This is a genomic window from Enterobacter cloacae complex sp. P15RS (genome assembly GCF_014895905.1).
In the GTDB taxonomy this organism is placed as follows: domain Bacteria; phylum Pseudomonadota; class Gammaproteobacteria; order Enterobacterales; family Enterobacteriaceae; genus Enterobacter; species Enterobacter quasihormaechei.
The window spans coordinates 45,479-65,222 of record NZ_JADBQL010000010.1 but is presented as its reverse complement, the minus strand read 5'-3'; the positions used below and the strand labels follow the sequence as shown (position 1 = coordinate 65,222).

The 19,744-nt window shown below is 57.4% G+C and carries 19 protein-coding genes; 7 read left to right on the top strand and 12 right to left on the bottom strand.

Annotated elements, in window-relative coordinates; all coding sequences use genetic code 11:
• Positions 1-378 precede the first annotated feature (378 nt).
• A complete protein-coding gene (locus tag IM267_RS06700) occupies positions 379-1,113 on the top strand; it encodes a hypothetical protein (protein WP_226847953.1) in 735 nt (244 codons plus the stop codon).
• A gap of 38 nt (positions 1,114-1,151) precedes the next feature.
• Here the strand turns inward: IM267_RS06700 and rhaM are convergent, their stop codons facing one another.
• The 9 genes from rhaM to rhaB form a co-directional block, all read right to left on the bottom strand.
• The gene (gene rhaM, locus IM267_RS06695) at positions 1,152-1,466 is read right to left on the bottom strand and encodes an L-rhamnose mutarotase (protein WP_063449695.1); all 315 of its coding nucleotides are present in this window, start codon (positions 1,464-1,466) and stop codon (positions 1,152-1,154) included.
• Positions 1,463-2,611 carry a lactaldehyde reductase gene (gene fucO, locus IM267_RS06690; protein ID WP_193033040.1) on the bottom strand — a complete coding sequence of 383 codons (1,149 nt, stop codon included), beginning with the start codon at positions 2,609-2,611 and terminating at the stop codon, positions 1,463-1,465. The genes rhaM and fucO overlap by 4 nt, the downstream gene beginning before the upstream one ends.
• A 97-nt stretch (positions 2,612-2,708) precedes the next feature.
• Positions 2,709-3,713, bottom strand: a complete 1,005-nt coding sequence (locus IM267_RS06685; RefSeq protein ID WP_107534237.1) for an ABC transporter permease — start codon at positions 3,711-3,713, stop codon at positions 2,709-2,711.
• A complete protein-coding gene (locus IM267_RS06680; RefSeq protein WP_193033039.1) occupies positions 3,710-4,714 on the bottom strand; it encodes an ABC transporter permease in 1,005 nt (334 codons plus the stop codon). The genes IM267_RS06685 and IM267_RS06680 overlap by 4 nt, the downstream gene beginning before the upstream one ends.
• A complete protein-coding gene (locus IM267_RS06675) occupies positions 4,715-6,217 on the bottom strand; it encodes a sugar ABC transporter ATP-binding protein (protein ID WP_193033038.1) in 1,503 nt (500 codons plus the stop codon).
• A gap of 99 nt (positions 6,218-6,316) precedes the next feature.
• A complete protein-coding gene (gene rhaS, locus IM267_RS06670) occupies positions 6,317-7,303 on the bottom strand; it encodes a rhamnose ABC transporter substrate-binding protein (protein WP_193033037.1) in 987 nt (328 codons plus the stop codon).
• An 82-nt stretch (positions 7,304-7,385) separates the two neighbouring features.
• Positions 7,386-8,216: a rhamnulose-1-phosphate aldolase gene (gene rhaD, locus IM267_RS06665; RefSeq protein WP_063865445.1), complete on the bottom strand. Its 831-nt coding sequence runs from the start codon at positions 8,214-8,216 to the stop codon at positions 7,386-7,388.
• A gap of 96 nt (positions 8,217-8,312) precedes the next feature.
• Positions 8,313-9,572: an L-rhamnose isomerase gene (gene rhaA, locus IM267_RS06660; RefSeq protein WP_102750828.1), complete on the bottom strand. Its 1,260-nt coding sequence runs from the start codon at positions 9,570-9,572 to the stop codon at positions 8,313-8,315.
• The gene (gene rhaB / locus IM267_RS06655) at positions 9,569-11,038 is read right to left on the bottom strand and encodes a rhamnulokinase (RefSeq protein ID WP_193033036.1); all 1,470 of its coding nucleotides are present in this window, start codon (positions 11,036-11,038) and stop codon (positions 9,569-9,571) included. The genes rhaA and rhaB overlap by 4 nt, the downstream gene beginning before the upstream one ends.
• Before the next feature lie 301 nt (positions 11,039-11,339).
• Between rhaB and rhaS (IM267_RS06650) the strand changes: the two genes are divergently transcribed.
• Positions 11,340-12,176, top strand: a complete 837-nt coding sequence (rhaS, locus tag IM267_RS06650) for an HTH-type transcriptional activator RhaS (protein ID WP_063449704.1) — start codon at positions 11,340-11,342, stop codon at positions 12,174-12,176.
• 73 nt (positions 12,177-12,249) lie between these two features.
• Positions 12,250-13,098 (top strand): HTH-type transcriptional activator RhaR, encoded by an 849-nt coding sequence (rhaR, locus tag IM267_RS06645; protein WP_063865449.1) that lies wholly within the window; start codon positions 12,250-12,252, stop codon positions 13,096-13,098.
• On the opposite strand, the gene rhaT is transcribed toward rhaR, so the two are convergent.
• On the bottom strand, positions 13,099-14,133 hold the full coding sequence (gene rhaT, locus IM267_RS06640; protein WP_102750825.1) for an L-rhamnose/proton symporter RhaT: 1,035 nt from the start codon (positions 14,131-14,133) through the stop codon (positions 13,099-13,101).
• A 288-nt stretch (positions 14,134-14,421) separates the two neighbouring features.
• Here rhaT and sodA point away from each other — a divergent pair, with 288 nt between their 5' ends.
• Together sodA and yiiM are read left to right on the top strand one after the other, a co-directional pair.
• Positions 14,422-15,042, top strand: coding sequence for a superoxide dismutase [Mn] (gene sodA, locus IM267_RS06635; protein WP_003861999.1), 621 nt, complete (start codon positions 14,422-14,424; stop codon positions 15,040-15,042).
• 71 nt (positions 15,043-15,113) lie between these two features.
• Positions 15,114-15,788 (top strand): 6-hydroxyaminopurine reductase, encoded by a 675-nt coding sequence (yiiM, locus tag IM267_RS06630; protein ID WP_193033059.1) that lies wholly within the window; start codon positions 15,114-15,116, stop codon positions 15,786-15,788.
• Positions 15,789-15,839: 51 nt separating this feature from the next.
• Here the strand turns inward: yiiM and cpxA are convergent, their stop codons facing one another.
• Both cpxA and cpxR read right to left on the bottom strand, forming a co-directional pair.
• Positions 15,840-17,213: an envelope stress sensor histidine kinase CpxA gene (cpxA, locus tag IM267_RS06625; protein WP_015569937.1), complete on the bottom strand. Its 1,374-nt coding sequence runs from the start codon at positions 17,211-17,213 to the stop codon at positions 15,840-15,842.
• Entirely contained in the window at positions 17,210-17,908 is a 699-nt protein-coding gene (gene cpxR / locus IM267_RS06620; RefSeq protein ID WP_003862004.1) for an envelope stress response regulator transcription factor CpxR, read from the bottom strand. The genes cpxA and cpxR overlap by 4 nt, the downstream gene beginning before the upstream one ends.
• 150 nt (positions 17,909-18,058) lie before the next feature.
• On the opposite strand from cpxR, the gene cpxP reads away from it, so the two are divergent.
• Complete coding sequence (gene cpxP / locus IM267_RS06615) at positions 18,059-18,565, top strand: cell-envelope stress modulator CpxP (protein WP_064910931.1); 507 nt, start codon at positions 18,059-18,061, stop codon at positions 18,563-18,565.
• Between the two features lie 153 nt (positions 18,566-18,718).
• Entirely contained in the window at positions 18,719-19,603 is an 885-nt protein-coding gene (gene fieF, locus IM267_RS06610) for a CDF family cation-efflux transporter FieF (RefSeq protein ID WP_107534226.1), read from the top strand.
• Positions 19,604-19,744 lie beyond the last annotated feature (141 nt).

The window sequence follows — 19,744 nt, the reverse complement described above, 5'->3', positions numbered from 1 at the left end:
GAGGTGGGTTTCATAAATCGCTTTGCCTATGGTGTACGCAACCAGAACCTATAAAAAGGGGAAGTAGACAGTACAGGCTTTCAGGACCAAATTCTAACGGTTGAAGGATCCACCGTCAACTGTATCTACAGGTCTATGGTATGCTTCGGCACATCGTTCTGGGAGCACGAAAAAATGCCGCAAGTCACTAATTATAAACCGATTATTTCATTGATCTCATCAATACGTCTGGACGGATATCGCACAACGTTTCGTCCAAATAATGAATGCGAATTATACGGTATATACATCTGGTCTCAGCATGCAGCAGCGTCCATTTATCCTCTCCTCCAAAACCTTGAGATCTCTTTAAGAAACGCCGTCGACAGAGAAGCCAGGATGAGATTTGGCGATATGTGGTGGGAAACGATTCACTGCACAAAAGATCGGGATGAGTGTCATTTCTATAAAAACATCGAGAAGGCTAAAGAGTGCCTTACCCGTGAATGGCGCAAAAAAGAGATGGGACGCAGGCGAGGAGCTTATACTCAGGTGCAACCGGTCCCGGAATGGAGTCACGATCGGATTATTGCCTCAACGGATTTTAGTACCTGGCATTATGTTTTGAACAATGAATTTAACGCTCCCGCGCCGCGAGATAACCATGGGTATTTATGGCCAAAATCATTGAGTAAAGTCTTTAAAAATTACGCCAGAATTAACACGAACCCGCAAAAAGTCAGAAAAGCGCTGATCGATCTCATCTTTGAACTGAGAGAGTATCGAAACCGTATTTTCCATCACGAACCTATCTGGGTTAAAGCGCCAAACGTGAATGACGCAAGAACGGCGATTGATACGATAAGAGTCAAGATAAACAAGATTGAACTTATCATCGAAGCCCTTGATATTAATCTGCTTAAGGTGATGAAAAAGGTAGGGCTGTTTGAGAATGCCAGACGCGTTTGCTCACTAGAAGAGCTCAATATCTATCGTTATACGAAACCGTTTTGTGCGTTATCGCCCGAGCAGATTGCCGTTATTGAACAGTACTGTCACGATGCGAAAGAGAGGAACGAAACCATCATCTGGGAGCATGATACGGTAGTTTATGGATTGAGAACTTTGCGCTAAAAGCAGGTGACGCGTGCGTTGCATCACCCGCTTTGCCGTTACGCTAAGTAAAACACCTCCTTCAGATCCGAACTCACCGGGCTGTTATCCGGGTTCGACGGCATGACGTCAGCCATATGTTTCCACCAGCGCTGGCAGACGTCGGTATTTGCCACCGCGTTCCAGCGCTCCTCCGACTCAATCTCCACCGTCGCAAACAGCAGGTTGCGTTCTCTGTCGAGATAAATGGCGTAGTGGTGCGCGCCGTGGGCTTTCAGCACCGCTTCCAGTTCGGGCCAGATCGGATTGTGGCGTCGGGCGTACTCTTCGTGCGCGTCCGGGTTTACCTGCATCACAAACGCTTTGCGGATCATAATGCCTCCAGATACAGCTCGCGGACCTCGTCGCGGCTGGCGGTGCGCGGGTTGCACGGCGCGCACGGATCGGCGAGGGCTTTATCCAGCCAGCCTTCAATGTCGGCTTTGGTGACGCCGAGCTGGCTGAAGCCGGACGGAATGCCGACGCGGGCGCTCAGCTCACGAATCGCCTGAATCGCTGCCATGCTGGCGGCTTCGTCGCTCATTTCGCGCGTGTCAACGCCCATTGCCTGCGCCACGCGGGCAAAACGCGCGACCGCGTTCGGGCGGTTAAAGTTTTCGATGATCGGCAGCAGGATGGCATTACATACGCCATGAGGCAGGTTGTGCGTTGCGCCCGGCTGGTGCGCCAGAGCATGTACCAGCCCCAGCCCGGCGCTGTTAAACGCCATACCCGCCAGGTACTGACCGAAGGCCATCTGCTCGCGCGCTTCCAGGTTATGACCGTCGTCGACCGCTTTCGGCAGCCAGAGGTTGATCAGGCGAATCGCCTCCAGCGCATTGGCATCGGTCAGCGGGTGCGCGCCAACGGACACGTAGGCTTCAATGGCGTGGGTTAATGCGTCCATGCCGGTTGCGGCGGTCACGGAGGCCGGAATATCGAGCATCACACTGGCATCGTCCACGGCGATATCCGGGATGATGTTCGGGTCGATGATGACTTCTTTCACCTGACGCGCGGAATCGATGATCACCGCGTTGCTGGTCATCTCCGCCGCCGTGCCCGCGGTGGTGTTGATGGCCACCAGCGGCACGCCCGCGTTTTTCACCTTGCCGACGCCGGAATAATCGGTTGATGGACCCGGGTTGGCGGTGAGGATTTTTATCGCTTTGGCGGTATCAATTGGGCTGCCGCCGCCAAAGGCGATGATGTAATCGCATTCCGCGTCCTGGTAAGCGGCAAAGCCTTTCTGCACCAGCGCCTCCGTCGGGTTCGGGAACACCTCATCGAACAGGTGATACGCCATCTGATGGGCGTCCAGCGCGGTAAACAGGCTGTCGAGCAGGCCGAGCTTGACCAGCTGGCCGTCGGTGACAACCAGCGCTTTTCCCCACTGCTTGTTCGCCACCAGGTTGACCATATCGCCAATTGCCCCCGCGCCGTGCAGGCTGATTTTTGGAAGTGCCAACATAAAGCTCATGATAATTCTCCTTAATTACTGTGAATTTTATGCCCGGCGGCGCTGCGCTTGCGCGGGCCTACGGTTAAGCAGGCCGGGTAAACGCAGCTCCACCCGGCTATGAGATCCGTCTTCGCTGCATCACCCGGCGGGTAATAATCGGCAGTGAAATCACCACAATCAGCATCGCGCCGATAATCACCGACATCACAATGCCGGGCACGTTGAGCAGGCTCAGGCCAAAGGTCACCAGCCCCATCAGGAAGGCGGCGATAATCACGCCCACCATGCTGCCGGACCCGCCGAGAATATTGACGCCGCCGAGCACCGCCATCGTCACCACCGCCAGCTCCCAGCCCATCGCAATCGTCGGGCGAGTGCTGCCCAGACGCGAGGTGAGCAGCACTGACGCCAGGCCGGACATTAGCCCCACCAGCGCGAACAGCATCAGATTGTGGCGTTTAATGTTGATGCCGGAGTACCACGCGCCGGTCGGGTTATTGCCGATGGCGTAGGTGCGGCGGCCAAAGTTGGTGCGGTGCAGCACAAAGGCAAACAGAGCGGCCAGCACGATAAACAGCGCGAACTCAAACGACAGCGCGCCCCAGACGTAGCCCTGGCCGAACCAGGCGAAGCTCTCCGGATAGCTGTTCAGCGCCTGGTCTCCGAGCAGGATGTAGGCGATCCCGCGGTACAGGCTCATGGTGCCGATGGTGATGACGATGGACGACAGATTAAAGCGCGTCACCAGGATGCCGTTAAACAGTCCGCACAGCAGCCCGACGCCAAGTCCCACGCAGACCAGCAGCGGCGTATCGACGCCCGCCGCCGCGCAAAATCCCATCACCGTGGAGCTGAGCGCGATGGTGGAGGCCACCGACAGGTCAATTTCCCGGGCGATAATCAGCATCGCCATCGGCAGCACGATGATCGCCTTTTCGGTGAAGTTGAACGTCGCATCGGAGAGGTTCCAGACGTTGAGGAAGTAGGGCGAGGCGAGCGCGTTCACTATGAATACCGCCAGCGTCACCGCCAGCAGGAAACCTTCCCAGCACAGCAGGCGCCGGAAGATGCCCGTCGCAGAGGTCGGTTCGATCGCTTCAGATGTCATCATTTTGCTCATGATTTCACCGCCAGTTTCTGACGCGCCAGCGCGGCGTCGCGCAGGATCAGCCTGCCTTTGCGCCTGTTGCCGCGCTCGTTCAGCAGCACTGCAACGACAATTACCGTGCCGGAAATGGCCATCTGCCAGAACGGCGAGACGCCGATCACCGGCAGGGCGTTGTTAATCACCCCGAGGAACAGGGCGCCAAACAGACAGCCGAGCACGCGCCCGGTGCCGCCCATGGTACTGATCCCGCCAATCACGCAGGCGGCCACCACCTGTAATTCAAAACCGTTAGCGACGTCGACATACGCAACGGCAAAGCGCGAGATCCACAGGTAGCCGCAGAACCCGGCCAGCAGTCCGGAGAGGCAAAAGCTGATGAACTGCATTTTCCCGGCGTTGATCCCGGTATAGTACGCCGCCGTCGCGTTGCCGCCTGCGGTATAGAGCGCCCGTCCGGTGCGGCTGTAGCGCAGGAAGTAGCCCACCAGCAGCAGCGCGGCGATGGCGCACCAGCTCAGTACCGGCAAGCCCAGCAAAGAGGCACGCGGCAGCCCGAGGAAGTCGGCGCTCATCTGGTTGGCGTTCACCCAGCCGCCGCCGGAGAGCAAAAAGATAATTCCGCGGTAGATGCTCATGGTGCCGAGCGTCACCACAATCGCCGGAATGCCCAGCTTCCACACCAGCAGGCCGTTCATCGCGCCCATCAGCAGCCCAAGCGCGCTTGCCAGGATAAGCAGCGCCCAGACGGGCACGTCCGGGTAATGGAAGTTAATCAGGGCGACAATCATCCCGGTCAGGGCAAGATTGGCCGCCATCGACAGGTCGATGCCTTTGGTGAGCAGCACCATCATCTGCCCGAGCGCGAGGACGATCAGAATGGCGGTGTCGTTAAACATTTCCACCAGGTTGCCCGGCGCGACAAACGACGGCACGCGGCTGCCGATGGCGACGACCAGCAGTACAATCACCGCGCCAAGCAGCGCTTCACGGTGTTTTAAGAGTGAGCTCAGCATTTATGCCGCCTCCTGTTTTGCACCGCTGGCGGCGCTGACGATGGTTTCCGCCGTCGCATCTCCCGCCTGGTATTCGGCGACCATCAGCCCCTCGTGCATTACGATGATGCGGTCCGCCATGCCCATCACTTCCGGCAGTTCGGACGAGACCATAATCACCGCCAGCCCCTGACTGACCAGCTCGGACATAAACTGATGAACGGCTGCCTTTGAGCCGATATCAATGCCTTTTGTCGGCTCATCAAGGATGATCACATCAGGGTGCGTTGCCAGCCATTTGCCGATAACGACCTTTTGCTGGTTCCCGCCGGAGAGGGTCTCCACCGCCTGCTTCCAGCTGAAGGCCTTCACGTGCAGACGTTTGGCATACTCGTCTGCCAGCTTCCATTCGCGGTCATCGTGCAGTACGCCGCTCGGATTGAGCGTGCTGAGCTGAGGCAGGCTGATATTCTGGGCAATCGGCAGCGCGATAATCGCCCCCTGTTTCTGCCTTTCTTCCGGCACGCAGACGATACCGGCTTTGATGGCATCCGCAGGCTGGCGAAAGCGCCGGGGCTGGCCGTTGAGGATAATTTCCCCGGACGCTGGCCGCGTAACGCCGGAAAGCGCCTGCATCAGTTCGGTACGCCCGGCACCGACCAGCCCGTAGAAGCCAAGGATTTCGCCTTTACGCAGGGAGAAGGAGATGTTTGCGAACTCGGTCGGGTGGCAAAGGTTTTTCACTTCCAGCACCGTTTCGCCCTTCTCGCAGTCGATTTTCGGGAAGGTTTGCGTAATGGCACGCCCGACCATCATCGACACCATGCGCTCCTCGGTGATCTCATTTATTGCACCTGCGCCGACGAACGCGCCGTCGCGCAAAATGGTGTAATGATCCGCCAGCTCAAAAATCTCGTCGAACTTGTGGGAGATAAACAGGATGGCTTTTCCCTCCTGCTTTAAGCGCTCCACAATCTGGTAAAACTCGAGGATTTCATGCTGCGACAGCGCCGCCGTGGGTTCATCAAGAATAACCACCTGCGCCTCAAAGGAGAGCGCGCGGGCAATCGCTACCATGTGACGCTGGGCGATGCTCAGGGTTTTCAGCGTCGCGCGCGGGCCGATTTGCACTTCCAGCCGCGTGAGGATGGCCTGCGCCCGGCGGTGCATTTCCGGCCAGTCGAGCTTTTTCAGGAAGCCCTTGTGAAGGTACTGACCGACAAAGATATTTTCGGTGACCGATAGCTCATCGAACAGTACGGTTTCCTGGTGAATGGCGGTGATGCCGATTTTATGCGCCGACTCCGGCGTCGGGAGGTGCACGGGGATCGCTTTGTAGAGGATCTCGCCCTCGTCGGGCTGATAAATGCCGGTCATCACTTTGACCAGCGTCGACTTGCCCGCGCCGTTTTCGCCGATAAGCGCCGTCACTTTGCCGGGCCACAGCGCAAGCTGCACGTTCTCAAGGGCACGCACGCCGGGGAACACCTTCGTGATGCCAGAAAGCTGTAGCAATGGGGTCATGATAGTTCTCCTGGACAGGGGAATGTGTAGGGCGGGTAAGCGGCAGCGCCACCCGCCTTTTGCCGGATGGCGCTACGCTTATCCGGCCTACAAATCGCATCAAAAGATTTTCGAGAACTTATCAATATTGCTGGCATCGTAGACGAACGGCTCGGCCATCGCGCCGTTGCCGTCCGCATCCAGCTTCACTTTGCCCAGTTTGCCCATGCTGGCCTCGCCTTTCGTGGCCGTGCCTTTCACCAGGTCATCCGCCAGGTAGGTTGCGGCATAGCCGAGGTCGATCGGGTTCCAGATGGCAAAGCTCTTGCTTGCGCCGGATTTCACCGCGCCCGCCATCTCAGACGGCAGTCCTAAGCCGGTGACGTACACTTTGCCAATCTTGCCCTGGTCTTTTACCGCCTGCGCGGCGGCTACGATGCCCACGGATGAAGGCGAGACGATGACCTTCAGGTCCGGATAGGTTTTCAGCAGACCGACCGCTTCGCGGTAGCTTTTGTCAGAGAGATCGTCCCCGTAGGCCACCGTCACCAGGTTGACGGAAGGGTACTTCGGCAGCACCTTTTTCATCTCCGCAATCCAGGTGTTCTGGTTGGTGGAGGTTGGCGTGGCGCTCAGCACGGCGACGTCGCCCTTTTCCACGTTCAGCGCTTTCAGAGCATCGGCGGCGAGCTTGACGTTGGTTTCGCCAATCAGGGCGTTATTGGACGGATTGAGATGGATTTGACGTCCGGCTTTCGCCACGCCGGAATCCCACGACACAACCTTGATGCCGCGCTGCATCGCTTTTTTCAGCACCGGCACGACGGCGTCCGGATCGTTCGCGGAGATCGCGATCGCATCCACGCCCTGAGCGATCAGCCCGTTCAGCACCTCGATCTGCGCTTCCGCCGTGGTGGTGGTCGGGCCGGTATAAATCACTTTTATATCGCCTAACTCTTTGGCCGCCTCCTGCGCGCCGACGTTCGCTGCTTCGAAGAATCCATTTCCTAAGGACTTCGCCACCAGGGCGATTTTCACTTCTGCTAACGCGGAACCGGACAACGCCAGAGCGGCAACGGTGAGGATCAAGCTTGCTTTTATTTTCATTGCTTTTACTCCACTGACTTGAGTTAGTTGTAGGGATTGCAGGTGGTTTTCGCCCCGTCTCGGTAAGCGGGGCGCGATGTTGTTAGTTGTACAGATCTAATGCGGACTGCATCGGGGTGACGCCAAAGCGTTTGCCCAGGGCGATCAGCTCTTCCCGGGTGATGGTCTGCTTCATGCCGCCCATGGAGTAGACCTTCACCAGCACCTCCGCGGATTTCTCGGCGGTGTCGATCAGGCCGAAGGTTTCATCCAGCGTCGGGCCGCTGCCGAAGACGCCGTGGAACGGCCACAGCACCAGGGCGTGCTTTTGCATATCCGTCGCGGTCGCCTGACCGATTTCGTCGGTACCCGGCACCATCCACGGCAGAATGCCGACGCCGTCCGGGAATACCACCAGACACTCGGTGCTGCCTTCCCACAGCTTGCGGGTAAAGAAATCAGAATTATTTTCCAGCACGTAGGTCAGGGCGATCAGGTTGGTGGCGTGGCAGTGCATGATCACGCGGTCTTTGCCGTTGGTCGCCTTGATGCGCTCGCAGTGGGAGAGGAAGTGCGCCGGCAGCTCCGAGGTCGGCACCGCGTCGTCCGTTAGCCCCCAAAGGATGTGGTAGCCCGCGCCGTCGCTGTCCACCTTCACCACGCCGAGGTTGGCTTCCGGGTCCAGCTGAACGTTGCGGAAGAACTTGCCGGAACCGGTAACGATAAACGGCGTGTTGGCGAGCAGCGGCATCGGCTGGCTCAGGGCGATATAGCGCGGCTTCTGGTGGAAATCGGCGGCAAAGGGCTCGATATCCGCGTCGTCCAGGCGCAACGTGAGGTTGCCGCCGTTGCGCTCGTCCCAGCCCTTCAGCCAGGCGTCGGAGGTGGCTTTGATCATGCCCTGGACGAACCAGGAGGTGGTGATGGTCTGCATACAGTGTTTCCTTTGAAAATGCCGGGTGGCGTTACGCTTACCCGGCCTGCTTTTACCTGTAGGCCCGGCATGCAATGCGCTGCCGGGCGATATTTTTTACTGACGAGCGGCGAGAACGTCCTTCTCATACGCCCGCACGTTGTCCAGCCACTGGCTGCCCGCCGGGGCGTCGTGACGCTGGCAGTACATCTCCCACACCGCCTGCCACGGCAGGGATTTCTGCTCTTCCAGCAGCGCCAGGCGCGCGGTGTAATCGCCGCTCTCTTCCAGCTGTTTCAGCGCGGCGGTTGGCTCCAGCAGGGCGCGCAGCAGGGCTTTCTTCATGTTGCGGGTGCCGATAACCCATGCCGCGATGCGGTTGATGGAGGCGTCAAAGAAGTCGAGCCCGATGTGCACGCGGTCAAACAGATCGTGGCGGATGATTTCGCTGGCAATCGCCTGGGTTTCGTCGTCCAGCAGGACCACGTGGTCGCTGTCCCAGCGCACCGGACGGCTGACGTGCAGCAGCAGGCGCGGCACGTAGAGCATGGCGGCGGAGATTTTGTCGGAGATCACCTCGGTCGGATGGAAGTGGCCAGCATCCAGGCACAGCGCGGTCTGGCGGCTGGTGGCGTAGCCCATGTAGAACTCGTTTGAGCCCACGGTGTAGCTCTCTGCGCCAATGCCGAACAGCTTGCTCTCCACCGCGTCGATATGGTGCGACGGGTCCAGCTTTTCGCTGATGGCTTCATCCAGCGCGGCCAGCAGGCGCTGGCGCGGCGCCAGACGGTCAACGGTGATGTCCTTCATGCCGTCCGGGATCCAGATATTCATCACTGACGGCGTGCCGAGCTGCTCGCCGAAATACGCGGAGACGCGGCGGCTGGCCTTCACGTGGTCGATCCAGAACTGCCGGATTTCGTCGTTGGCGTGTGCAAGGGTAAACCCGTCTGCACTCAGCGGGTGCGAGAAGCAGGACGGGTTAAAATCCAGTCCCAGCCGGTTGGCCTTTGCCCACTCCACCCAGTTCTTAAAGTGTTCCGGTTTGATTTCGTTACGCGCGACCGGCGCGTCGGATTCGAGATAAATCGCGTGCAGGTTCAGGCGTTTTGGCCCGGGGATCAGGCTCAGCGCCAGTTCCAGATCCGCACGCAGTTCGGTGGCGTTACGCGCTTTGCCCGGGTAGTTACCCGTTGCCTGAATGCCACCCGTCAGGGAACCGCCCGGGTTCTCGAAGCCGGCAACGTCATCACCCTGCCAGCAGTGCATGGAGACGGGCAGACGGTCGAGCTGGCGCAGCGCCTCTTCGACATCCACGCCGACGGCGGCGAAACGCTGTTTAGCCAGGTCCCAGGCTTGTTCAAGTTGAGTGGTCATGCGCAAAGCTCCTTAGTCAGTCGTTTTTGCTGAAACTGCGCCCGGTAGCGGGCAATGTCATGGCAGGGATTGGGGGTGAAGGTGGTCAGGCTGTTATTCGCCGTCACCACCGTACGGAAATCGTCAACGTTTGATAGTTCGTCCAGCGTCATTAGCTGAATGCCGATGTTGCCGAGCGTGGAAGCCTCTACGGGGCCTGCCACCACGGTAATGCCGCAGGCATCGGCGCAGAGCTGGTTCAGCAGCTGGTTCTGGCAGCCGCCGCCCACGATGTGCAACTGAGTGAACGGTTTACCGCGAAGGTCAGCCAGCTCGCTCAGGATGTCGGCATAGAGCAGGGCGAGGCTGTCAAAAATACAGCGCGCCAGCTCGGCGGGGCGGGAAGGTACCGGCTGCCCCGCGTCAAAACAGGCGGCCTGGATCTCAGCGCTCATGTGCACCGGGTTAATAAAGCGGTCGTCGTTCGGGTTAATCAGGAAGGTGCAGGCCTTCAGCTTTTCGGTTTCCGCGATAAGCGCGGGCAGGTCGGTGACGTTCTGCTCTTTCAGCACCCGCTGGAGCAGCCACAGGCCCATGATGTTCTTCAGCACGCGGTAGCGTCCTTCGGCACCGCCTTCGTTGGTGATATTGGCGGCCAGCGCGGCGTCGCTGGTGTAGGGCGTTTTGCTCTCAAAACCCATCAGCGACCAGGTACCGGAGGAGAGATAGGCCGCGTCTTTGCTGGCGAGCGGCGAGGCAATGACCGCGCTTGCGGTGTCGTGACTGGCGACGGCGACAACGGGAATTTCATTCCCCTGCGGGCAAATCCACTGGCCGATCACGTTGCCCGGATGGGTTGGCGTGCCGAACCAGGACGGCGAGGCGCCCGTCCATGCCAGCAGGTGTTCATCCCAGTTATCGGTGTTGATATTGACCAGCTGCGTGGTGGTGGCGTTGGTGTATTCCCAGTTCATGTTGCCGGTCAGACGATAGCTTAAGTAGTCCGGGATCAGCAGCGCATGCGCCACCTTTTCAACCAGCTCTGGCTGTTGCTCAACCAGCGCCCGCAGCTGATACAGCGTGTTAAACGGCAGGAACTGGATGCCGCTGCGACCATAGATATTCTCCTTGCCAAGCTGCGCGATGGCGTGCGCCATCAGCCCATCGGTGCGGCTGTCGCGGTAGGAGACGGGCAGGCCGACGCGTTCGCCGTGACGGTCCAGCAGCGCGTAATCCACGCCCCAGGTATCAATGCCGATACTGTCGATGCGGATACCGTCTTCGCAGACGTTATGAAGTCCGGTGCGGATCTCCGCTTCCAGCGCATCGATATCCCAGGTCACAAAACCGTCCTGTTTTTGCAGACAATTGGCGAAACGGTGCATTTCACGAAGCGTAAGGGTGTGCTGGTCACAGTCCCAGGTGGCGAGCATTACACGGCCGCTGGATGCGCCTAAATCGACAGCCACACAATGGCGAAAAGTCATGGTCGGGTCCTTTCTTAAGTCATTAGCGATGAGTGTAAGAAAGGGAAGAAATAGCCACCTTCTCGCCACTGACAGCCCAAATCTCGCGCTGGCAAGAAAGCAAAGGTGAACGTGAGGGAGTTCACAGTTTCCAGTAATGACGGGGTTTGCAGGCAGTGTGACGCTGACCGCATTTCCCGATCTTTCCGCCTGTTTCTTGAAAAACCGGCAGCTTTTGCACGGTTTACTGTCAAAAATTTAAGGTGAGCGTGGAAGGCCTTAATTACTATTTTGAGAACTTTTCTCATTGGTGGGGGCCGTTATGACCGTACTGCACAGCGTCGATTTTTTTCCTTCGGGAGCTTCTCCGGTCGCGATTGAGCCACGGCTTCCTCAGGCTGCATTTCCTGAGCATCATCATGATTTTCATGAGATTGTGATTGTTGAGCACGGAACGGGCATCCACGTGTTCAACGGTCAGCCGTATACCATCAGCGGCGGCACGGTGTGCTTCGTGCGGGATCACGACAGGCACCTGTATGAACATACCGACAACCTGTGCCTGACCAACGTGCTTTATCGCTCTCCGGACGCGTTCCAGTTTCTCTCCGGGCTGAATCAGCTGTTGCCGCAGGAGAAGGATGGCCACTACCCGTCGCACTGGCGGGTAAATCAGTCCACGTTGCAGCAGGTGCGTCAGCTGGTGAGCCAGATGGAGCAGAGCGAGGACGCAGAGGAGACGCACGCGATTGCCACCCGCGAGCTGCTGTTTATGCAGCTGCTGGTGCTGCTGCGCCGCAGCAGCCTGGTGGAAGGGATGGAAAATAACGACGCGCGGCTGAACCAGCTCATGGCCTGGCTGGAAGATCATTTTGCTGAAGATGTCTGCTGGGAAACGCTGGCGGACGACTTTTCGCTCTCGCTGCGCACGCTGCATCGTCAGCTCAAGCAGCATACCGGGCTCACGCCGCAGCGTTACCTTAACCGTCTGCGCCTGATCAAAGCGCGCCATCTTTTACGCCATACCGACGAAAGCGTCACGGATATCGCTTATCGCTGTGGTTTTGGCGACAGTAACCACTTTTCGACGCTGTTTCGCCGGGAATTTAGCTGGTCGCCGCGCGATATTCGTCAGGGGAAAGACGCGTTGCTTCAGTAACGCGAGGGCAGTCACCGTTTTTTTGCCGCAAAAAGGCTAATAATGTCCGGTTATTCGCCGTAGAGGTTGTGGTGTGGCTGCTCAGTTAATTCTTCGCAAAGATGATTTTTTTGCCTCCGCGAGTCAGGCTGTCGCGGTGGCGGACCGCTACCCGCAAAATGTCTTTGCCGAGCACACCCACGAGTTCTGCGAGCTGGTGATGGTGTGGCGCGGCAATGGCTTACACGTTCTCAACGACCGGCCCTACCGCATTACGCGCGGGGATCTGTTTTACATACGCGCCGAAGACAAACACGCCTACGCCTCGGTTAACGATCTGGTGTTGCAGAACGTCATCTACTGCCCTGACAGGCTTAAACTGAATGTCGACTGGGCGGGCAACATTCCGGGATTTCTGAATGCCGGAGGCGAACCGCACTGGCGCTTAAGCAGCAGCGGCATGGCTCAGGTGCGCCAGACGATTTCCCAGCTGGAGCAGGAGAGCCAGAAGGGCGACCCGGTGGCGAACCAGATGTCGGAGCTGCTTTTCGCCCAGCTGGTGATGACCCTGAAGCGCCATCGTTACGCCACGGATAATCCCTCCGCCACCACGCAGGAAGCGCTGCTGGATAAGCTGATCGCACTGCTTGCGGGCAGTCTGAACAAGAGTTTCGTGCTGGAAAAATTCTGCGAGCAGGAGCAGTGCAGCGAGCGCGCGCTGCGCCAGCAGTTCCGCACCCAGACGGGTATGACGATAAACCATTACCTGCGCCAGCTGCGCATCTGCCACGCCCAGTATCTGTTACAGCATACGGAGCTGATGGTCAGCGAAGTGGCGATGCGCTGCGGATTTGAGGACAGTAATTACTTTTCGGTGGTGTTTAACCGCGAGGTGGGGATGACGCCGGTTCAGTGGCGTCATCGCAGTCGAAAGGCGGCGTAATCAGTTCGCCATGCCGAGGCCGACAATGTTGGCGGCGATAATAATCACCACGCAGCCCAGGCTCAGCACGCCAACCGGACGACGCCCGGCGTTGTTCCACTCCTTCAGCACCAGCCCAACCAGCCCGCCGCACAGTACGTAGAAGCTCATGTGCAGCATCCAGCTCATATAGTCATACTGCGCCGGAATGCTGGCGTGGCCCCAGGCGTAGAAGAAGAATTGCAGATACCACATCAGGCCGCCGAGTGCGGAGAGCAGAACGTTGGTAAGGATCAGGGGTTTTGCCAGCGAGAAGTCGGCTTTTACCGACAGGTTTTTCACTTTTGCCAGACGAATGAAGCAGAAGCCGAGGTTTACCAGCGCGCCGCCGCCCATGATCACCACATAGCTTGGCAGAGCGACATACAGCGGGTCGACGCCCAGCGCCGCAGCGGCCTCGTGCATCGGTTTGGCGGCGTTCATGGCAAACGACATGCCCGCCGAGAAGACGCCGCACATCACCGCCAGCAGCAGCCCTTTCTTCAGGTTGAACTCTTCGGCCCTGATGCCCATCTTGCGTTCTTTTAGCTGGCCTGCGCGGGTGACGATCCCCACGCCGATCACCGCCACCAGCACGCCCAGCAGCGTCATCCGGCCGCCCTGGGTGTTGATCAGCACGTCGAAATGGCCGTTAAGGATGGGCGTCATCAGGGTGCCCACTATCAGCGTAATGCCAATCGCGATGCCGATGCCCATCGACATGCCGAGGTAGCGCATGGTGAGGCCGTAGTTGATATTACCGATGCCCCACATTGCGCCGAACAGAAACACCGGCAGTAACGTAGAGGCGTTGAAGGAGGAGAAGTAGCCCCAGAAATCGGGCAGCAGCACGGCGCTGATGGTCCACGGCAAAATCAGCCAGGAGACCGTACCGCCAACGGACCACATGGTTTCCCATGACCAGCCTTTCACCTTTTTAAACGGGGCATAGAAACAGGCAGCACTGGCCGCGCCTATCAAATGCCAGAAAATACCCATCGTAATCGCATGATTCATTTTTTTATCCTCATCGTTTTTATTGTCGGTGGCTTCCCGCCGACTTGATGAGTGTAAAAATTAGGCGGTTTGGGAACCTTCAGAAGGTTGCCGCACTTTTGTGGAGGGTGGCAATCAGCACGTTAAGCGCGTGAGCAGACTCACAATTTTGTGATTCATCGAAATCGTAATAACCCTATAAAAACTACGGCATTGATAATCATTTTCAATATCATTTAATTAACTATAATGAACCAACTGCTTACGCGGCATTAACAGCTGTGCCGCCCGACAATAATGGAGAGGATTATGAGTTATACACTGCCATCCCTGCCGTATGCCTACGACGCACTGGAACCGCATTTCGACAAGCAGACGATGGAAATCCATCACACTAAACACCACCAGACCTACGTGAACAACGCGAATGCTGCGCTGGAAAGCCTGCCAGAGTTCGCTAATCTGCCTGTTGAAGAGCTGATCACCAAGCTGGACCAGCTGCCAGCAGACAAGAAAACCGTACTGCGTAACAACGCGGGCGGTCACGCTAACCACAGCCTGTTCTGGAAAGGCCTGAAAACCGGCACCACCCTTCAGGGCGACCTGAAAGCGGCAATCGAGCGCGACTTCGGCTCCGTTGACAACTTCAAAGCGGAATTCGAAAAAGCCGCTGCAACCCGCTTCGGCTCTGGCTGGGCGTGGCTGGTTCTGAAAGGTGACAAACTGGCGGTCGTTTCTACTGCAAACCAGGACTCCCCGCTGATGGGTGAAGCCATCTCTGGCGCATCCGGCTTCCCAATTCTGGGCCTGGACGTGTGGGAACACGCTTACTACCTGAAGTTCCAGAACCGTCGCCCTGACTACATCAAAGCGTTCTGGGATGTCGTGAACTGGGACGAAGCCGCAGCGCGTTTCGCCGCTAAAAAATAAGGTTGCATTGACGCCTGTGAGAAGCGAGTCTGATGACTCGCTTTTTTTGTATCTGCGTAATGGAGGCAGCGATGCATTACCCGGTGAACGTGTTTACAGGCAAGGTAAGGGAGTACGACGGCAGCCGCCCGAGCGCCATCGCCAAAGTGCAGGTCGACGGTGAGCTGTCGCTGACCGAGCTCGGGCTGGTGGGCGACCAGCAGGCCGAAAAGAAAATCCACGGCGGGCCCGATCGCGCGCTGTGCCACTATCCGCGCGAGCATTATCAGCACTGGAAAACCGAATTTCCTGAACAGGCGGACCTCTTCGTCGCGCCCGCGTTTGGCGAAAATCTCTCAACGGAAGGGCTGACGGAAAATAACGTCTTTATTGGCGATATTTACCGCTGGGGCGATGCCCTGATTCAAGTCACCCAGCCGCGCTCGCCGTGCTTTAAGCTCAACTACCATTTCGGTATTCAGGATATGTCGGCCCAGCTGCAAAACGCGGGCAAAACCGGCTGGCTGTATCGCGTTGTGCAGGCGGGACAGGTTTCTGCGGATGCGCCGCTTGAGCTCGCGTCGCGCCTGAGTGAGGTGTCGGTGTACGAGGCCTGCGCGATTGCCTGGCATATGCCTTTCGACGATGAACAGTATCATCGCCTGCTGTCGGCGGCGGGGTTGTCTACCAGCTGGACAAGAACGATGCAGAAGCGGCGTATAAGCGGGAAGATCGAGAGTAGTTCGCGGAGATTGTGGGGGAAATAGGCTCCGTAAAACGTAGGCCGGGTAAGCGAAGCCGCCACCCGGCACATACCGTTACGAACGCTTATACAGCGGTAGCCACAGCGTTAACCGCAGCCCGCCCAGTGGGCTGTCATCGGCTTTCACCCAGCCACGGTGCTGCTGCATGGCGGTTTCAACAATCGCCAGACCCAGCCCCGTACCGCCGGACTCGCGGTCGCGCGCCTCGTCGGTGCGGTAGAACGGACGGAAAATCTGTTCGCGATCTTCCGGGCTGACGCCTGGACCATCGTCATCGACAATGACGGTAATCCCGTCTTTATCCACCGAAAACGCCACTTCAATCTTCGTGTGCGAATAGCGCAGGGCGTTACGCACGATATTCTCCAGCGCGCTTTCCAGCGTGTTGGGGTTACCGTAGAGCGGCCACGGGCCCGGCGGGAAGTTGACGGTGAACGATTTCCCCATCTGCTCCGCTTCGAACGCTGCGTTGTCCAGCACCTCGTGCCACAGGTGATTGGCTTTCACCGTTTCGCTCACCAGCGCGTTTTTCTGCTGGTTACGCGACATCACCAGCAGATCGTTAATCATGCTGTCCAGACGATGCGCTTCCGTCTCAATACGCTCCAGCTCTTTGCTCTCACCGCTGCGGCGGCGCAGCAGGGCGGTGCCCAGCTGTAAGCGCGTGAGCGGCGTACGCAGTTCGTGTGAGATGTCTGACAGCAGGCGTTGCTGGGCAGTCATCATCCGATCAAGCGCGCTGACCATCTGGTTAAAACTGGTGCCGGCGGCCAGAAACTCCTGCGGCCCGGATTCCAGCTCCGGATGCTGCCTGAGGTTGCCTTGTGCCACTTCGTCCGCCGCGTTTTTCAGCTTACGCGCCGGTTTCGCCAGGCTCCACGCCAGCCATAACAGCAGCGGGGAACTGACCAGCATCGTGACGATCAGCAGCAGAAGCGGACGGTCAAACAGCAGGTTGATGAAGTCGGACTGGGAACTGCTCGCAGGGCGAATCAGGTAGAGCTGGTAGTTATCTTCCCCATCCCGTACCGAGAAAGGGCCGACCATCTCTACCCGACCATATTTCTTTTTCTGTGGGTGATCGGCGTTATCCGCCTGGCCAATAAAGTTGCGGATGATCTGCATCTCATTGCGATCGGCCCCAATCACGCGACCTTCGCTGGTAACCAGCAAAAGACGTTGTCCGGGGGGCGCCCACTTGTCGATAGCGCGAAACAGCCTGCGCCACCACATTAAATCGTTCGGCGGATCGTTTGCCAGCTCCGCTTCCACGTGCTGCTCGATCATCACGCCCTGACGTTGCTCGCTGTCGAGAAGCTCCGTCATCTGGCGTGAGTCGAGTTTTGGCAACATCAAAACGAGCATTAAAACCAGTGCCAGCGTCAGCCAGAAGATGGCGAAGATGCGGGCGGTTAAGCTGCCTATCATGAAGCGGAAACCATCAGATAACCGCGACCACGCAGGGTTTTAAACCATGGGTGACCGTCTTTACGCTCCGGCAGCTTACGGCGCAGGTTCGAGATATGCATATCGATGGCGCGGTCAAACGGGGTAAGGCGTTTGCCGAGCACTTCCTGGCTTAAGTGTTCACGCGACACCACCTGGCCGAGATGCTGCGCCAGCAGATACAGCAGGGTGAACTCGGTGCCGGTTAGCTCCAGCGTTTCACCGTCGAAGCTCGCTTCCTGGCGGCCCGGGTTCAGGCTCAGGGAGTCCACTTCCAGCGTAGGTGAACTGTTGTCGGTATTCTGCTGCTGCTCGCTCCAGTGAGAACGTCGCAGGATCGCACGAATTCGGGCCACCAGTTCACGGTCGTTGAACGGCTTAGGTAAGTAGTCATCCGCACCCAACTCAAGGCCGAGAACGCGGTCAAGTTCGCTGCCGCGTGCGGTCAGCATAATAACGGGGGTCTGGTGTGTCTGGCGAAGCTCTTTCAACGTATCAATGCCGTTTTTCTTCGGCATCATGACGTCGAGCAAAAGTAAATCGATGCTGTCGTCAAGGAGACTCAGCGCCTGTTCCCCATCATGGGCAACCAGGACGTTGAAACCTTCCATGTCGAGCAACTCCTTTAAAAGAGATGTGAGCTCTCGGTCATCATCAACTAACAGGATTTTATTCATTGTTTAAATACCTCCGAGGCAGAAATTACGACATCAAGGCTATCTAATCCATGACTTTACGTTGTTTTACACCCCCTGACGCATGTTTGCAGCCTGAATCGTAGACTGTCTCTCGTTGAATCGCGACACGAAAGATTTTGGGAGCAAGTGATGCGCAAAGTTACCGCTGCCGTCATGGCCTCAACGCTGGCCTTCAGTGCGTTTAGCCAGGCTGCTGTAGCTAACATCAGCGATAACGGCTCCTCGGTTGAGGGCGCAACGCAGCACAGCAGCCAAAACCATATGTTTGACGGCATAAGTTTAACCGAACATCAGCGTCAACAGATGCGAGATCTGATGCAGAGGGCACGACACGACCAGCCCCCTGTTAATGTTAGCGAAATGGAGACAATGCATCGCCTTGTCACCGCAGAAAATTTTGACGAAAACGCTGTACGCGCTCAGGCCGAAAAAATGGCGCAGGAACAGGTTGCCCGCCAGGTAGAGATGGCGAAGGTTCGCAACCAGATGTTCCACCTGCTAACGCCCGAGCAGCAAGCGGTTTTGAACACCAAACATCAGCAACGTATGAACCAGTTGCGTGAGGTTGCACGGATGCAGCGAAGCTCAGATATGACGCTTTTCAGTAGCAATAGCAGTACCCGTAGTAACCAGTAAACCCTGTTTTCCTTGCCATAGACACCATCCCTGTCTTCCCCCACATGATGTGGGGGTTTTTTTTGCCCGTCGTTCAGGTTTGTTAACGCTTTATTCATCCTTTCACTCCACCGCCATCCGTTATACTAGCGCCATGGCATGACAGGAGTGTTTATGAATCAATCCTATGGACGGCTGGTAAGCCGGGCCGCAATAGCCGCGACGGTGACGGCGTCGTGTTTGCTGATCATTAAAATCTTCGCGTGGTGGTACACCGGCTCGGTCAGTATTCTGGCGGCGCTGGTGGATTCGCTGGTGGATATTGCCGCCTCGCTGACCAACCTGCTGGTGGTGCGCTACTCGCTGCAACCGGCGGATGAAGAGCATACGTTTGGGCACGGCAAGGCGGAATCGCTGGCCGCGCTGGCGCAAAGCATGTTTATTTCGGGCTCCGCGCTTTTTCTGTTTTTGACCGGCATTCAGCACCTTATTTCGCCTTCCCCTATGAACGATCCGGGCGTTGGCGTGGTCGTAACGGTAGTTGCACTTATAAGCACACTTGTTCTTGTAACGTTCCAGCGCTGGGTCGTACGCAAAACTCAAAGCCAGGCTGTACGGGCCGATATGCTTCATTATCAGTCTGATGTTATGATGAATGGGGCTATTCTTATTGCGCTTGGTCTGGCCTGGTATGGCTGGCATCGGGCCGATGCGTTGTTTGCGTTAGGGATAGGGATCTATATTTTATACAGCGCGTTGCGGATGGGGTATGACGCGGTACAGTCGCTTCTTGACCGTGCGCTTCCGGACGCAGAACGTAATGAAATTTATGCCATCGTGACCAACTGGCCTGGCGTCAGTGGCGCTCACGATCTTCGTACGCGGCAGTCAGGGCCGACCCGCTTTATTCAGATTCATTTGGAAATGGAAGACAACCTGCCACTGGTTCAGGCGCATATGGTCGCTGAACAGGTGGAGCAGGCGATTTTGCAGCGTTTCCCTGGGTCAGACGTCATTATTCACCAGGATCCGTGCTCTGTCGTACCCAGGGCGTTTTGAGCTTTCGTAATTCGTTGTAAAAAAGAGAGCCAGACCAGCATTTTGTGGATAAATTACCACCATATGGCCTGACCTGAATCAATTCAGCTGGAGGGGATTGATATACTATTTGCAGTATTCGACGGTTGAACAGTTTCTTCC

What these genes read in the sequence shown, in the direction of transcription:
- IM267_RS06700 (WP_226847953.1), top strand. Translation starts at nt 379, where the DNA reads ATGAGATTTGGCGATATGTGGTGGGAAACGATTCACTGCACAAAAGAT.
- rhaM (WP_063449695.1), bottom strand. Translation starts at nt 1,466, where the DNA reads ATGATCCGCAAAGCGTTTGTGATGCAGGTAAACCCGGACGCGCACGAA.
- fucO (WP_193033040.1), bottom strand. Translation starts at nt 2,611, where the DNA reads ATGAGCTTTATGTTGGCACTTCCAAAAATCAGCCTGCACGGCGCGGGG.
- IM267_RS06685 (WP_107534237.1), bottom strand. Translation starts at nt 3,713, where the DNA reads ATGAGCAAAATGATGACATCTGAAGCGATCGAACCGACCTCTGCGACG.
- IM267_RS06680 (WP_193033039.1), bottom strand. Translation starts at nt 4,714, where the DNA reads ATGCTGAGCTCACTCTTAAAACACCGTGAAGCGCTGCTTGGCGCGGTG.
- IM267_RS06675 (WP_193033038.1), bottom strand. Translation starts at nt 6,217, where the DNA reads ATGACCCCATTGCTACAGCTTTCTGGCATCACGAAGGTGTTCCCCGGC.
- rhaS (WP_193033037.1), bottom strand. Translation starts at nt 7,303, where the DNA reads ATGAAAATAAAAGCAAGCTTGATCCTCACCGTTGCCGCTCTGGCGTTG.
- rhaD (WP_063865445.1), bottom strand. Translation starts at nt 8,216, where the DNA reads ATGCAGACCATCACCACCTCCTGGTTCGTCCAGGGCATGATCAAAGCC.
- rhaA (WP_102750828.1), bottom strand. Translation starts at nt 9,572, where the DNA reads ATGACCACTCAACTTGAACAAGCCTGGGACCTGGCTAAACAGCGTTTC.
- rhaB (WP_193033036.1), bottom strand. Translation starts at nt 11,038, where the DNA reads ATGACTTTTCGCCATTGTGTGGCTGTCGATTTAGGCGCATCCAGCGGC.
- rhaS (WP_063449704.1), top strand. Translation starts at nt 11,340, where the DNA reads ATGACCGTACTGCACAGCGTCGATTTTTTTCCTTCGGGAGCTTCTCCG.
- rhaT (WP_102750825.1), bottom strand. Translation starts at nt 14,133, where the DNA reads ATGAATCATGCGATTACGATGGGTATTTTCTGGCATTTGATAGGCGCG.
- sodA (WP_003861999.1), top strand. Translation starts at nt 14,422, where the DNA reads ATGAGTTATACACTGCCATCCCTGCCGTATGCCTACGACGCACTGGAA.
- yiiM (WP_193033059.1), top strand. Translation starts at nt 15,114, where the DNA reads ATGCATTACCCGGTGAACGTGTTTACAGGCAAGGTAAGGGAGTACGAC.
- cpxA (WP_015569937.1), bottom strand. Translation starts at nt 17,213, where the DNA reads ATGATAGGCAGCTTAACCGCCCGCATCTTCGCCATCTTCTGGCTGACG.
- cpxR (WP_003862004.1), bottom strand. Translation starts at nt 17,908, where the DNA reads ATGAATAAAATCCTGTTAGTTGATGATGACCGAGAGCTCACATCTCTT.
- cpxP (WP_064910931.1), top strand. Translation starts at nt 18,059, where the DNA reads ATGCGCAAAGTTACCGCTGCCGTCATGGCCTCAACGCTGGCCTTCAGT.
- fieF (WP_107534226.1), top strand. Translation starts at nt 18,719, where the DNA reads ATGAATCAATCCTATGGACGGCTGGTAAGCCGGGCCGCAATAGCCGCG.